The 12,911-nt window shown below is 63.5% G+C and carries 12 protein-coding genes; 1 reads left to right on the top strand and 11 read right to left on the bottom strand.

Features of this window, described 5'->3' with window-relative positions; genetic code table 11:
* Nucleotides 1-104: 104 nt before the first annotated feature.
* From serA to GGD63_RS27110, 11 genes are all read right to left on the bottom strand, one after another.
* Nucleotides 105-1,694: a phosphoglycerate dehydrogenase gene (gene serA, locus GGD63_RS27160; protein WP_183246346.1), complete on the bottom strand. Its 1,590-nt coding sequence runs from the start codon at nt 1,692-1,694 to the stop codon at nt 105-107.
* A 154-nt stretch (nt 1,695-1,848) separates the two neighbouring features.
* On the bottom strand, nt 1,849-3,021 hold the full coding sequence (locus tag GGD63_RS27155; RefSeq protein WP_183246344.1) for a phosphoserine transaminase: 1,173 nt from the start codon (nt 3,019-3,021) through the stop codon (nt 1,849-1,851).
* Between the two features lie 79 nt (nt 3,022-3,100).
* Nucleotides 3,101-3,307, bottom strand: a complete 207-nt coding sequence (locus GGD63_RS27150) for a hypothetical protein (RefSeq protein ID WP_183246342.1) — start codon at nt 3,305-3,307, stop codon at nt 3,101-3,103.
* Nucleotides 3,308-3,563: 256 nt separating this feature from the next.
* Nucleotides 3,564-4,028 carry a GNAT family N-acetyltransferase gene (locus GGD63_RS27145; protein ID WP_183246340.1) on the bottom strand — a complete coding sequence of 155 codons (465 nt, stop codon included), beginning with the start codon at nt 4,026-4,028 and terminating at the stop codon, nt 3,564-3,566.
* 41 nt (nt 4,029-4,069) lie between these two features.
* Nucleotides 4,070-4,660 (bottom strand): glutathione S-transferase family protein, encoded by a 591-nt coding sequence (locus tag GGD63_RS27140; protein WP_183246338.1) that lies wholly within the window; start codon nt 4,658-4,660, stop codon nt 4,070-4,072.
* Between the two features lie 70 nt (nt 4,661-4,730).
* Nucleotides 4,731-5,609, bottom strand: a complete 879-nt coding sequence (locus tag GGD63_RS27135; RefSeq protein ID WP_183246336.1) for an outer membrane protein — start codon at nt 5,607-5,609, stop codon at nt 4,731-4,733.
* 171 nt (nt 5,610-5,780) lie between these two features.
* A complete protein-coding gene (locus tag GGD63_RS27130) occupies nt 5,781-6,629 on the bottom strand; it encodes an outer membrane protein (RefSeq protein WP_246785659.1) in 849 nt (282 codons plus the stop codon).
* Nucleotides 6,630-6,859: 230 nt separating this feature from the next.
* Nucleotides 6,860-8,113, bottom strand: coding sequence for an MFS transporter (locus tag GGD63_RS27125; RefSeq protein ID WP_183246334.1), 1,254 nt, complete (start codon nt 8,111-8,113; stop codon nt 6,860-6,862).
* Nucleotides 8,114-8,434: 321 nt separating this feature from the next.
* A complete protein-coding gene (locus tag GGD63_RS27120) occupies nt 8,435-9,406 on the bottom strand; it encodes an IS110 family transposase (protein WP_183246332.1) in 972 nt (323 codons plus the stop codon).
* Nucleotides 9,407-9,746: 340 nt separating this feature from the next.
* Nucleotides 9,747-11,090 (bottom strand): phosphoglucosamine mutase, encoded by a 1,344-nt coding sequence (glmM, locus tag GGD63_RS27115; protein WP_183246330.1) that lies wholly within the window; start codon nt 11,088-11,090, stop codon nt 9,747-9,749.
* Between the two features lie 221 nt (nt 11,091-11,311).
* Nucleotides 11,312-11,479 carry a hypothetical protein gene (locus GGD63_RS27110; RefSeq protein ID WP_183246328.1) on the bottom strand — a complete coding sequence of 56 codons (168 nt, stop codon included), beginning with the start codon at nt 11,477-11,479 and terminating at the stop codon, nt 11,312-11,314.
* Nucleotides 11,480-11,584: 105 nt separating this feature from the next.
* Between GGD63_RS27110 and GGD63_RS27105 the strand changes: the two genes are divergently transcribed.
* A complete protein-coding gene (locus GGD63_RS27105) occupies nt 11,585-12,721 on the top strand; it encodes an alpha-hydroxy acid oxidase (protein WP_183246325.1) in 1,137 nt (378 codons plus the stop codon).
* Nucleotides 12,722-12,911 lie beyond the last annotated feature (190 nt).

The following is a 12,911-nucleotide window of genomic DNA, read 5'->3' as shown; positions in this document are numbered from 1 at the left end:
GGGAAAATAAAACGCCGCCTCCGGTGAGGGAGGCGGCGTTGTTCCGCAGGTCGGAATATATGATGCCCGTCATTCCGTGGCGCGCGCCACGGAATGACCGCGCCTCAGAAAGTCAGCGCCTTGGCCTGCTTGACCTGCGGCAGGGCCTGCACCTTGGCGAGCACGTCCGCCGGCACCGCGCCGTCGACCTCGACCAGCGCGATAGCGTCGCCGCCCTGCTCGACGCGGCCGAGATGGAAGGTCGCGATATTGATCTTGGCGTCGCCCAGGAGGCCGGCGAAACTGCCGATGAAGCCCGGCTTGTCCTCGTTGGTGACGTAGATCATCGACTTGCCGAACTCGGCGTCGACGCGGATGCCCTTGATGTCGACCAGGCGCGGCTTGCCGTCGTGATAGACGGTGCCGGAGACCGAGCGCTCCTGGCGTTCGGTCGCGACCGTCACGGTGATCAGGCTTTCATAGTCGCTCTGGGCGGCGCGCACGATCTCGTCCACCACCATGCCGCGCTCCTTGGCGACGACCGGGGCGGACACCACGTTGACCTCGCCCAGCATCGGTCGCAGCAGGCCCGACAGCACGGCGGAGGTGATCGCCTTGATCTTCATCTCGGCGACGTGGCCCTCATAAGTGATCTCGACCTTGAGGATTCCGGTCTCGGTGAGCTGGCCGGCGAACGAGCCGAGCTTCTCGGCGAGCGCGATGAACGGCTTCAGCTTCGGCGCTTCTTCCGCCGTGATCGAGGGGAAGTTGACCGCGTTCGAGATCGCGCCGGTCAAGAGGTAATCCGACATCTGCTCGGCGACCTGGAGCGCGACGTTCTCCTGCGCTTCCGTGGTGGAGGCGCCGAGATGCGGGGTGCAGATCACGTTGGGATGGCCGAACAGCACGTTGGAGGTCGCGGGCTCCTCGACGAAGACGTCGAAGGCGGCACCCGCGATGTGCTTGGAATTGAGCGCATCGACCACCGCCTGTTCGTCGACGAGGCCGCCGCGGGCGCAGTTGATCAGGCGCACGCCCTTCTTCATCTTGGCGATCGCGGCCGCGTCGATGATGTTCCTGGTCTTCTCGGTCAGCGGCGTATGCAGCGTGATGAAATCGGCGCGCTTGAGGAGGTCGTCGAGATCGACCTTCTCGACGCCGATGTCCTTGGCGCGCTCCGGCGACAGGAACGGATCGAACGCGATCACCTTCATGCGCAGACCGAGCGCGCGGTCGGCGACGATCGAGCCGATATTGCCGCAACCGACCACGCCCAGCACCTTGCCGGTGATCTCGACGCCCATGAAGCGGTTCTTCTCCCACTTGCCGGCCTGGGTCGATATGTCGGCCTGCGGGATCTCCCGGGCGAGCGCCAGCATCAGGGTGATGGCGTGCTCGGCGGTCGTGATCGAATTGCCGAACGGCGTGTTCATCACGATGATGCCCTTGGCCGTCGCGGCCGGGATCTCGACATTGTCGACGCCGATGCCGGCGCGGCCGATCACCTTCAGCTTCGCCGCCTTCTCGAGGATCTTGGCGGTCGCCTTCGTCGCGGAGCGGATCGCAAGGCCGTCGTAATTGCCGATGATCTCGGCCAGCTTGTCCTTGTCCTTGCCGAGGTTGGGCTGGAAGTCGACCTCGACGCCGCGGTCTTTGAAGATCTGCACGGCGGCGGGAGAGAGTGCGTCGGAAATGAGAACTTTGGGTTTGGTCATGGGGATGATCCGTGGTGCGTGCTGCATTTACGGAATGTCATCTGCGGGCTTAAGCGCGAAGCGCGTCTTCACGCCAGAGCCCCGCGGATCCATCTCTCTTGATCGATGGATGGCCGGGTCAAGCCCGGCCATGACGAGAATAAGTTGGAGCGAACTACGCCGCCTTGGCCAGCGTGGCCTTGGTCTCGGCGAAGGCCCAGTCGATCCACTGCGTCAGCAGTTCGACGTCCTTTGCTTCCACCGTGGCGCCGCACCAGATGCGCAGGCCGGCCGGCGCATCGCGGTAATAGGCGAAGTCGTAGCCGGCGCCTTCCTTCTCGACCAGCGCGACCAGCTTCTTGCTGAACTCCGCCTGTGCGTCGTCCGAGAGCGAGGTGATCGCGGGATCGGTGAACTTCAGGCACACCGAGGTGTTGGAGCGGATCGAGGCGTCCTTGGCCAGGAAGTCAATCCAGGGCGTCTTCGCCTTCCAGTCGGCCAGCACCTTGGTGTTGGCGTCGGCGCGCGCGATCAGCGCCTTGAGGCCGCCGATCGACTTGGCCCAGTTCAGCGCATCGAGATAGTCCTCGACGCAGAGCATCGAGGGCGTGTTGATGGTTTCGCCGACGAAGATGCCTTCGTTGAGCTTGCCGCCCTTGGTCATGCGGAAGATCTTCGGCAGCGGCCAGGCCGGCTTGTAGGTCTCGAGCCGCTCCACCGCGCGCGGCGACAGGATCAGCATGCCGTGCGCGGCTTCGCCGCCGAGCGCCTTCTGCCAGGAGAAGGTGACGACGTCGAGCTTGGCCCAGTCGAGCGCTTGCGCAAACGCGGCGGACGTCGCGTCGCAGATGGTCAGGCCTTCGCGGGTCGCGCTGATCCAGTCGGCGTTCGGCACGCGCACGCCCGAGGTGGTGCCGTTCCAGGTGAAGACGACGTCGCTCTTGGGATCGACCTTGGAGAGGTCGGGAATCTCACCGTAAGCAGCGTTGAGCTTGGTGACGTCCTTGAGCTTCAATTCCTTGACGATGTCGCTGACCCAGCCCTCGCCGAAGGATTCCCAGGCGAGCGTGGTGACGGGCCGTGCGCCGAGCAGCGACCACAGCGCCATCTCGACCGCGCCGGTATCGGAGGCCGGCACGATGCCGATGCGATAATCGGCGGGCACTTCAAGCACTTCGCGCGTCAGATCGATCGCGAGCTTGAGCTTGGTCTTGCCGACCTTCGCACGATGCGAGCGGCCGAGCGCTGCGTCCTTGAGATTTTGGGCGTTCCAGCCGGGGCGCTTGGCGCAGGGGCCGGAGGAGAAATGCGGCACGGTCGGCCGCGAAGCGGGCTTCGCTACAGTCATAATCTACCCTTCCAGATAGTAAGCCTCCCGTTGGGGGGAGGTGTCCCGCCGCGGCTGATACGGGAATCGGGAAGAGACGTCAAGGAAGTTTGGGCGTCTCACGCTGGAGTGAAGGCGCCTCGGGGGCGATTTCCGGGGATTCGACAGCAGTGAGCGCATTCAGCAAGTCCGTGGCCTCGCTGATCAATTGCGCGGCACGGCGGCGGCTGCCGACTTTCAGAATGCACTTGTCGTTGGCCTGCACAACGTAGTCGTTGCCGACCTTGATGATTGAATAGCTTGTCATCGAAATCCCCGAACCGACCGAGCCCGGTGTCTGACGCTGCGTAGCACCGTTCGTTGCCGCGTCCACGTGAACGACGGACGGGTAGTTTACCGGCTCTTAAGATGAACGAATGCGCGATCCGATTTCGCTGATCCAGCAACCGCACGCGGCCAGAGCCCCATTCCGATACAACCGGAACGAGACTCTGGATTTTTGTATTGACGCGTTTTCGTTACGCGAACCGGTATCCACTTCGCTCGAAAACGCTCTTGCTGCCTCAAAAGCGGACAGTCATGCCGACATGACTCGCTGTGAAGCCGAGCCGCTTGTAGAAGCGCTGCGCATCCACGCGCGTCTGGTGCGTCAGCAGTTCGACCAGATTGCAGCCGCGCGCCTTTGCTTCCGTCACGGCCCATTGTACCAACTGCTCGCCGATGCCGCGGCTGCGACAATCGGAAGCAACGCGCACATCCTCGAGCAGACCGCGGATGCCGCCTTGCGAGCTGATGCCAGAGAGAACAGCGAGTTGCAGGCAGCCGACCACTTTGCCCTCGCTTTCGGCAACCACGAGCGACAGATTTGGATCGCGCTCGACCCGCTCGAATGCCGCGTAGTAGGGCGCAGGCAGCGGATCCTCCACGCGCTCGCGCGCGCGCCCGAGATGATCATCGGCCAGCATCGCCACGATCGCCGGGACGTCCTCGCGGCGCGCGGGACGGATCGACACGGACTTATCGTTCATACGGGAAACTCCAGGAATCAGCGCGAGAATCGGCCCAAGAATCAGCGCGCCGGCGGCAGGCCGAGAAAGGCCTCGGCCGCACCGATCCAGCGGCGGATGGCCGCATGGCGACCGAGATCGAAACCGCCTTCATGCGCGAGGCGCGTATAGGCGAGCAGCGAGACGTCGGCGAGCGAGACGGCATCGCCGGCGAAGAAGCGGCTGGTGGCAAGATGCTGCTCCATGCGGTCGAGCGCCGCATAGCCGCGCTTGACCTTTTCAGGATCGAGCTCGGATACGTCCTTGCCGAGATAGACGATGAGGAAGCGGCACACCGCGATATAGGGCTCGTGGCTGTACTGCTCCCAGAACAGCCATTCGTCCATCTTCGCCGCAGCGAAAGCATCGCGCGGAATGAGGCCGCTGTCGCGGGCGAGATAGCGGATGATGGCGTTGGACTGCGCCAGCGTGCGGCCGTCGTCGAATTCGACGGTCGGCACCTGGCCGGCGCCGTTCATCTTGAGGAATTGCGGCGTGCGCGTCTCGCCCTTGCTTGTGTCGATCTCGATCCAGCGATAGGGCAGCGCGAGCTTGTCGCAGACCCACTTCACCTTGAGGCAATTGCCCGAATTGCTGTCGCCGAAGATCTTCATCGCTGCCGCCCCGCTGTCGGAGCGACAGAGCATCAGGACGAAGCGAAGCTGTCAACAGGAAGCGGACCGCTCAGAACTTGTAGCCGGCGCCGACACGGAAGTTGTTCAGGCCAACGGTGATGTCCTTCACGTTCGAGAAGCCGACATGCTCCCATTCGCCGCGAACCAGGAAATTACCGCAGATCGCGTATTCGATGCCGATACCGGCCGTCCACCCGTACATGAAGCTGTTGGTTCGTTCCTCGACCTTGGACAGCGTGTCTGAACCGGCTGGCAGATGGCGATGAACCGTCGTGGTCACACCGCCGCTGACCACGCTGTCGTCGAAGTCGTCGTATTTCTGCCAATGCACGGTCGCGAAGCGCGAGACTTCAGCGCGCCCGATCGCCAATCCGGCGAAGCCATACGGCATGAAATCGCCGCCGTCCCAGCCGATCCGGCCACGGAAGGTGGCGTAATCCTTCAGCTTCAGCGCAGCACCACCGCCGAGCGTGGTGACATAGGTATAGGTATGGCCGGCCGGCGCCGTCTCGCCATCGAGAATCCGAGTCATGGAATCGCTGGCCGAACTCGAGATGTTGTTCATGTAGCTGTAATTGGCTTCGACGCCCATCACGGCATCGTAGATTTGCCAATTCTTGCCGATATAGGCGCCGAAGCCGGTCGACTGTACGTGGTTCTTCGGCAGCAGCGACCAACCGCCGACCGGAGCCTGGAGAATGCTGTTGCGAAGCATGAAATCGGTCATCGACTTCGGGGCGTGACTGAAGTCGATGTCGGTGGTGGCAAAGCCGAACTGGCCGCCGACATAGAAGCCGTCCCAATTGTGGCTCGCCTTCGACAAGCCATCGGTGAAGCTGCCGCGCAGGATGGGCAGGTCCGGCATGTCCGCCGCGTGCGCAGCCGACACCATCCCCAACATCGCCGCCACCAGCCAAAGCCTACGCATTGCAACGCTCCAAATCGGACCCGAAACTTCGCCGATGATCATGGCTCGTTAACCTTAACCAATGGTTGCGTCCGGCGATTTCGCCGCCATCGAGCCATGAAAAATCCGCAAAGCAAAACGGCGCGGGATGATCCCGCGCCGTTAAGACGTCTTAAGCGATGAGGCTGCCGATCAGCCCTTGGTGACGAGCGGCGGCGGCACGTAGGCCGGCGGGCTGTCGAGATTCCAGCGCACGCCGAACTTCAGGTCATGCGAAGTGATGTCCTTGAACTTGAAGACGTTGTTGGTCGTCGCGCCAGTGTAATCCGACAGAATTCCGGTCTGCCCCGGGCCTAGATCGACATAGCTGTAGGCGAGTTCGAGGACGAGGTTCGGATTGACCTTATAGGCAAGGCCCGCATGAGCGGCCCAGGCGAAATTCCACTTCGAGCTCGTCGGGGCGGTGGCAAAGCTCGTGGTGGAGAACGGCAGGCTGTTGGTGCCGGTATCGGAGAAGTTCGCGATCGAGACCTGCGCGCCGCCGACGCCGGCGCCAATGAACGGCGTGATGCACCACCACGTACCGAGATCGACATACGCGTTGGCCAGGACCAGCCATTCGGACTTGCTAGCGCTGTAATTGTCGATGCCGTTGTAGGCCACGCCACCGGCGGTGCCCGTGAAGCGATCCGTGCCCTTGAAGTTCGAGTTGCCACGGTACTGTCCGGTCACGTCGGCGCGGAACCAGTTGTTGAACCGGTAGCCGACGCCGAGGCCGTAGATGCCGGCGGTGTCGAACGAAGTCTTCTGGTCGAACGAAGTGAGCTGCGAATACGCCGACTCGCGGCCGTAGTGGAGATCACTGGTCTTCTGATTGCTGAAGCCGATGTCGCCGCGGAGATACCAGCCGCCGAAGTCGGCGGGCGGAGCCGGCGGCGCGTACATCGGAGGGGGCGCGGCGATCGGCATGTCGGCGGCAAACGCCATCGACGAGATCAGGGTTGCCGCACCCGCGGCAAGAAGAGACTTAACGCTACGCATTGGCTTCGTCCTTATGGCCGGTGAGGCAAAATGCAGACGCCTCACGTTCTGGAAACTCACGACCCGGACGATGGCACTAAATGTTTAAGCGCCACTTAACCCTAATTTTTAAGGTTGATTTTTTCTCACTGTACACGCGGATGCGGCAGGAGCGGTGCAAAAATGCAAGCGTTGGGCGGAGCACAATTGCTAACGATGTATGAAGCCGCAACGCAGCAAAACAGAAACTGTTAACGCGCGTGGCGCGGCAGCTTGGGCAGGAATATTGCGAGCAGCCCGATCGCCGGCAGATAGGCGCAGACCTGATAGACGAACTCGATCGAGGTGTGGTCGGCGAGCTTGCCGAGCACGGCAGCCCCGAGGCCGCCGATGCCGAAGGCGACGCCGAAGAACACGCCGGAGATCATGCCGAAGCGATGCGGCACCAGTTCCTGCGCGAACACGATGATCGACGACGTCGTCGAGGAGATGATCAGCCCGATGATCACTGACAGCACCGCGCTGGCGTAGAGCCCGGCATAGGGCAGCGCCAGCGTGAACGGCAGCGCGCCCAGGATCGAGATCCAGATCACGATCTTGCGGCCGAAGCGATCACCCAGAGGACCGCCGAAGAACGCGCCGACCGCATTCGCCGCGAGGAAGATGAAGAGATAGATTTGCGCTGCCTGCGTCGACACGCCGAAACGGTCGATCAGGTAGAAGATGTAATAGCTCGACAGGCTCGAGACGTAGAGCTGTTTTGAGAACAGCAGCGCCACCAGCACAAGAAGTGCAACGGCAACACGGCGCGCGCTCGGCCCGCCGGGCCGGGTGTGGACGGGCGCGGCCTTCTTCGTCGTGATCTGCGGCGCGTACCAGCGCCCGATGCGCCAGAGGATGAGAATCGCGAGGAACGCGATCGAGGAGAACCAGGCGATGCTGCCCTGCCCGAACGGCACCACGATCAGCGCAGCGAGCACCGGCCCCATCGAGGTGCCGAAGCTGCCGCCGAGCTGAAACACCGATTGCGCAAAGCCGTAGCGGCCACCGGAGGCGAGCCGCGCGATTCGCGCGGATTCGGGATGGAACACCGCCGAGCCGAGGCCGACCAGCGCGGCGGCGACGAGGATGACGAGATATTGCTGCGCGACGCTGAGCAGCAGCAGGCCGAAGAAGGTCGAGGCCATGCCGATCGACAGCGAATAGGGCTGCGCCTTCTTGTCGGTGTAGTGGCCGACCACCGGCTGCAGCAGCGAGGCCGTGAACTGGAAGGCCAGCGTGATCATGCCGATCTGCGCGAAGTCGAGCGCGTAGGTGTCCTTCAGGATCGGATACACCGAGGCGATCAGCGACTGCATGGTGTCGTTGAGGAAGTGCGAGAAGCTGATGCCGGCAAGCACGACATAGGCCGGCCCGGCAGCGGCCTTGGCACCGGGCGCTGCTACGTCGGCGACGACGACGGGCTTGGTCAGCGTTTCCTCTGAGACGACGACAGACTTGCTCAATGCAGCATCCCGGCACGGCAGATTGCCTCGACCTGCTGATTACGATGCAAGCGGTGATGGAACCAGCGCCAATCGCAAATGGCTGGAATGCGGGTGTCTTAGCCCTCTCCGCGAGTCCGATATCGTAGCAACCATTAAAGCGACGCCCCGATTGCCTGGAGCATGACGCCGCGCTTGCGGCCGTCAAGGCGTGGCCTGGCGGCATCTTGTGTGAGGCGGGAACTGAGCGACGGCCAGCCTTGACGGCCGCGGCACGCGGCGTCGTTGTGATGGCAGGTCGGGACGAAGAAACGGTCGCCTGATCGAACAAAGAAACGCGGGTCAGGCGACGGACAGTTTGGCATTTTGTGGCGCCTGGGCGCCCCACGGCGTTCCGCGGGCGACGACGGCGTTGATAATGACGAGCAACTTCCTGGCGCAGGCGACGAGCGCGGATTTGTGGCACTTGCCGGCGGCGATCAGCCGGCTGTACAGGCCCATGAGTTGCGGATTCCAGCGGAAGGATGCCGGAAAAGCCGCGGTGTAGAGCGCCCGGCGCAGGCGTTCGCGTCCGCCTGTGATGTGACGGGCGCCGACGCGATTGCCGCTGTCGTCGTCGTAGGGCGCAAGCCCGCTGAGCGCTGCGGCCTGCTCGCGCGTGACGTTGCCGATCTCGGGCATCCTGACCAGCACGGCCACCGCGGTCGGGCGGCCGCAGCCGGCGACGCTGTGGATCAGATCGAGCCGTGCGGCGAAATCAGGATGCTTGCGGATCGCCGCCACCAGGGCCTTGAACTCGGCTCGTTTTGACTTCGCCAAGAGAGCAATCTGCTCCTTCCAGAGCCCTTGAATACGCTTGTCGCGGCAGCTCTCGAGCCGGTTCTTCAGTCTTGCAATGTCCTCGGTGAGCTGTTCGACCATCGTCAAATGCTCGGCAAGAGGCTGCAGCCGCGGGTCCGGGGCGGGATGGATCGTCTTGACTGCGGCAGTACACATTGCGATCAGCGCTGCGTCGATCCTGTCGTTCTTGGCGAGCAACCGATGGAACGTGCCATAGGCGCGAACCTGCTTCGGCTGAAACAGGATGACGACGAACCGCCTGCGCCGCAGCTCGGCGACGACGGCCTGCTCATAGCCTCCGCTTGCCTCGATCCCTATCCGCTTGACTTTGTGGCCCTTCAACCACTCCACCAACGCCTGGTGGCCTTCCGCCGTGTTGTCGACGCGCAGCTGCTCCGAGCTGCCATCGATCGCCACGTCGAGCTTATCTTTGCCGGTATCGATCCCGGCACAGATCGTGATACGCTTGGCCATCTTCCTCGACCCTCCCTTGTTATGCGAACCTAGAGTTCGTTCAACCATGCGGGTCCCGATGAAGTGCCGACCGCGATCCTGCTACGAAACGCAGCCCTCAAGGCTTCGGTGGGCATCGATCCGATCGATCGGCGGCCCAGCTCAGGCGGCCACCCGAGCTGGGCCATTCCTCACGGAACGTGGCCATCCTAACCCAGTGCGCTAATACAAGGGTGGGCAAAGGCGCGCTTGCGCCGTGCCCACCATCTTTCCGATACGGCGCCAGAAGGGTGGGCACGCTGTCGCTTTGCCCACCCTACGATATCTGCGTTCGCGGAGAGATACCCCTCATCCGGCGCGCTTACGCCGCGGCCTGGCCGAGCGCGGAGACGATGGTGTCGACGATGTCCTCGACCAGGATGCGGTCCTCGCCTTCGCCCATGACGCGGATCACCGGCTCGGTGCCGGAGGAGCGGATCAGGAGACGGCCGTGGCCGTTGAGGCGCTTCTCGCCGTCGGAGATCGCCGACTTGACGTCGGAATCATCGAGCGGCTTGCCGCCCTTGTGGCGGACGTTCTTGAGGATCTGCGGCAGCGGATCGAAGCGGTGGCAGACTTCCGACACCGGGCGGCGCAGCTTCTGCACCACGGCCAGCACCTGCAAGGCGGCCACGAAGCCGTCGCCGGTGGTGGCGTAGTCGGACAGGATGATGTGGCCTGACTGCTCGCCGCCGAGATTGTAACCGCCGTTCAGCATCTGCTCGAGCACGTAGCGGTCGCCGACCGGCGTGCGCACGAGATCGATCCCCTGCCCTTTGAGGAAGCGCTCGAGGCCGAGATTGGACATCACGGTGGCGACGATGCCGGGACGCGAGAGGCGTCCGTCTTCCTTCCAGCTCTGCGCGATCACCGCGAGCAGCTGGTCGCCGTCGACGACATGACCACGCTCGTCGACCAGGATGACGCGATCGGCGTCACCGTCCAGCGCAATGCCGATGTCGGCGCGCATCTCGCGCACCTTCTTCGACAGCGCCTCCGGCGAGGTCGAGCCGCAATCCTTGTTGATGTTGAAACCGTCGGGCTCGACGCCGATCGGCACGACGTCGGCGCCCAGCTCCCACAGCGCTTCTGGCACCACCTTGTAGGCGGCGCCGTTGGCGCAATCGATCACGACGCGCAGCCCGTCGAGCGAGAGGTCGCGCGGCAGCGTGCGCTTGGCGAATTCGATGTAGCGGTCATGCACGCCGTCGATACGGCGGGCGCGGCCCAGGCTCGCGCTCTGCGCGAGCCTCTTGTCGAGGCATTCGTCGAGCAGCTGCTCGATCTGCCGCTCGACGTCGTCGGAGAGCTTGAAGCCCTGCGGCCCGAACAGCTTGATGCCGTTGTCCTCGAACAGATTGTGCGAGGCCGAGATCATCACGCCGAGATCGGCGCGCATCGACTTGGTCAGCATCGCGACCGCCGGCGTCGGCATCGGGCCGACCAGCAGCACGTCCATGCCGACCGAGGTGAAGCCTGCGACCATCGCGTATTCGATCATGTAGCCGGACAGGCGGGTGTCCTTGCCGATCACGACCCGGTGGCGGTGGTCACCGCGCTGAAATGCGAGGCCTGCGGCCTGGCCGACCTTGAGCGCGAGCTCCGGCGTGATCAGTCCGTTGGCGCGGCCCCGGATCCCGTCCGTCCCGAAATATTTGCGACTCATATCGTCCCCCAAGCAACAACCAGGGACTCCCCTCTACAACCACGGGCTGCCCGAACAGGCCCCGCATCCCTGATTTGCTGAGGCCTTATAAAGCCATCGCGGCTAACTTGGCTTCAAAAAATATGATGAATCATTACGGAACCAGGCTCGCCGCCGTCCCAGTAACACATTGTTAACATTATAGTTCCGGCGTGACCAGCGGAAAGCGGGCGGAACCTGCCCTAGCCCGAGCGCTTCACATGGCCGTCGTCGCGGCTCGGCGCCGGCTGGGTGACGTTGACGGGATCGGAGCCCGGAAAGGTCTCTTCCAGCCCCTCTTCCAGCGCGTCCTCGAGATCCTTCTTCTCCTTGATCTCTTCCGGCGAAGGTCTCGCGTGTGGCCTCGTCATGGCACCCTCCTCTCAAACGATTTGGCTGTGCATCCAACCATGCTAGATGACCCCTCGATCTTCCGATGCAAGACTCTTGGGTAAAGACGGGCCGGGGAAACGTTCATGAAGCACATCACCTGTATCGACGATCTTCGCGCGCTGCATAAGCGCCGCGTGCCGAAGGCGTTTTTCGACTATTGCGACCGCGGCTCCTATGCCGAGGAAACGCTGCGCGCCAACCGCGAGGATATGCAGGCGATCAAGTTCCGCCAGCGCATCCTGGTCGACGTCTCCAAGCGCGACACCGCGACCACGATCCTCGGCGAGCCCTCGACCATGCCGCTGATCCTGGCGCCCGTCGGCCTGCTCGGCATGCAGCATGGCGACGGCGAAATCTACGCCTGCCGCGCGGCGCAGGCCGCCGGTATCCCGTTCACGCAATCGACGATGTCGATCTGCTCGATCGAGGACATCGCCGCCAATGTCGAGAAGCCGTTCTGGTTCCAGCTCTACGTGATGAAGGACCGCGGCTTCATCAAGGACCTGATCCAGCGCGCCATGGCGGCCAAGTGCAGCGCGCTGGTGCTGACCGTCGACCTGCAGGTGATCGGACAGCGCCACGCCGACATCAAGAACGGTATGACGGTGCCCCCCGAGTGGTCGCTGTCGAAGCTCCTGGATTTCGCCAGCAAGCCGGCCTGGGTCGCCGGCGTGCTGCAGGGCAAGCGCCGCACCTTCGGCAACATCGCCGGCCACGTGAAGAACACCGAGGATCTCAACCGCCTCGCCGAGTGGACCGCATCGCAGTTCGACACGTCCCTGAACTGGAAGGACGTCGAGTGGGTCCGCAGCATCTGGCCGGGCAAGCTCGTCATCAAGGGCATTCTGGACGTCGAGGACGCCGAGGAAGCCGCCAAGACCGGCGCGCAGGCGCTCGTCGTCTCCAACCATGGCGGCCGGCAGCTCGACGGCGCGCCGTCCTCGATCGAGGTGTTGCCGGAGATCGCGGACACGGTCGGCGACAGGATGGAGATCATGTTCGACGGCGGCATCCGCTCCGGCCAGGACGTGATGCGCGCGCTCGCGCTCGGCGCAAAGTCCTGCATGATCGGCCGCGCCTATGCCTACGGCCTCGGTGCCGGCGGCCAGGCCGGCGTCGCCAAGGCGATCGACATCATCCAGAAGGAGCTGCTCACGACGATGGGCCTGTGCGGCGTCAACCGGATCGACGAGATCGACGATCACGTCATTGCGGTGTGAGCTTTGAGGCGCGAGAAGCGGGCCTCAAATCACCGCTGTCGTCCCCGACAAGCGTAGCTTCTGGCAACGCGTAGCGTTGTCAGGAGCGGAGCGCTGATCCGGGACCCATATGTGGACGGCCCCCGTGGCACAAGAGCATTTTGAGGTTTGATCGGATCGCTTGCATCCATATGTCCGGCCTGTCGATGCG

Origin of the sequence: Bradyrhizobium sp. cir1 (genome assembly GCF_014198245.1) — a bacterium.
GTDB lineage: Bacteria > Pseudomonadota > Alphaproteobacteria > Rhizobiales > Xanthobacteraceae > Bradyrhizobium.
The sequence above is the reverse complement of the archived record's forward strand: the minus strand, read 5'-3'. Positions and strand labels throughout refer to the sequence as shown.

Coding starts and splice junctions, on each gene's coding strand:
- serA (WP_183246346.1), bottom strand. CDS start 1,694: ATGACCAAACCCAAAGTTCTCATTTCCGACGCACTCTCTCCCGCCGCC.
- GGD63_RS27155 (WP_183246344.1), bottom strand. CDS start 3,021: ATGACTGTAGCGAAGCCCGCTTCGCGGCCGACCGTGCCGCATTTCTCC.
- GGD63_RS27150 (WP_183246342.1), bottom strand. CDS start 3,307: ATGACAAGCTATTCAATCATCAAGGTCGGCAACGACTACGTTGTGCAG.
- GGD63_RS27145 (WP_183246340.1), bottom strand. CDS start 4,028: ATGAACGATAAGTCCGTGTCGATCCGTCCCGCGCGCCGCGAGGACGTC.
- GGD63_RS27140 (WP_183246338.1), bottom strand. CDS start 4,660: ATGAAGATCTTCGGCGACAGCAATTCGGGCAATTGCCTCAAGGTGAAG.
- GGD63_RS27135 (WP_183246336.1), bottom strand. CDS start 5,609: ATGCGTAGGCTTTGGCTGGTGGCGGCGATGTTGGGGATGGTGTCGGCT.
- GGD63_RS27130 (WP_246785659.1), bottom strand. CDS start 6,629: ATGCGTAGCGTTAAGTCTCTTCTTGCCGCGGGTGCGGCAACCCTGATC.
- GGD63_RS27120 (WP_183246332.1), bottom strand. CDS start 9,406: ATGGCCAAGCGTATCACGATCTGTGCCGGGATCGATACCGGCAAAGAT.
- glmM (WP_183246330.1), bottom strand. CDS start 11,090: ATGAGTCGCAAATATTTCGGGACGGACGGGATCCGGGGCCGCGCCAAC.
- GGD63_RS27110 (WP_183246328.1), bottom strand. CDS start 11,479: ATGACGAGGCCACACGCGAGACCTTCGCCGGAAGAGATCAAGGAGAAG.
- GGD63_RS27105 (WP_183246325.1), top strand. CDS start 11,585: ATGAAGCACATCACCTGTATCGACGATCTTCGCGCGCTGCATAAGCGC.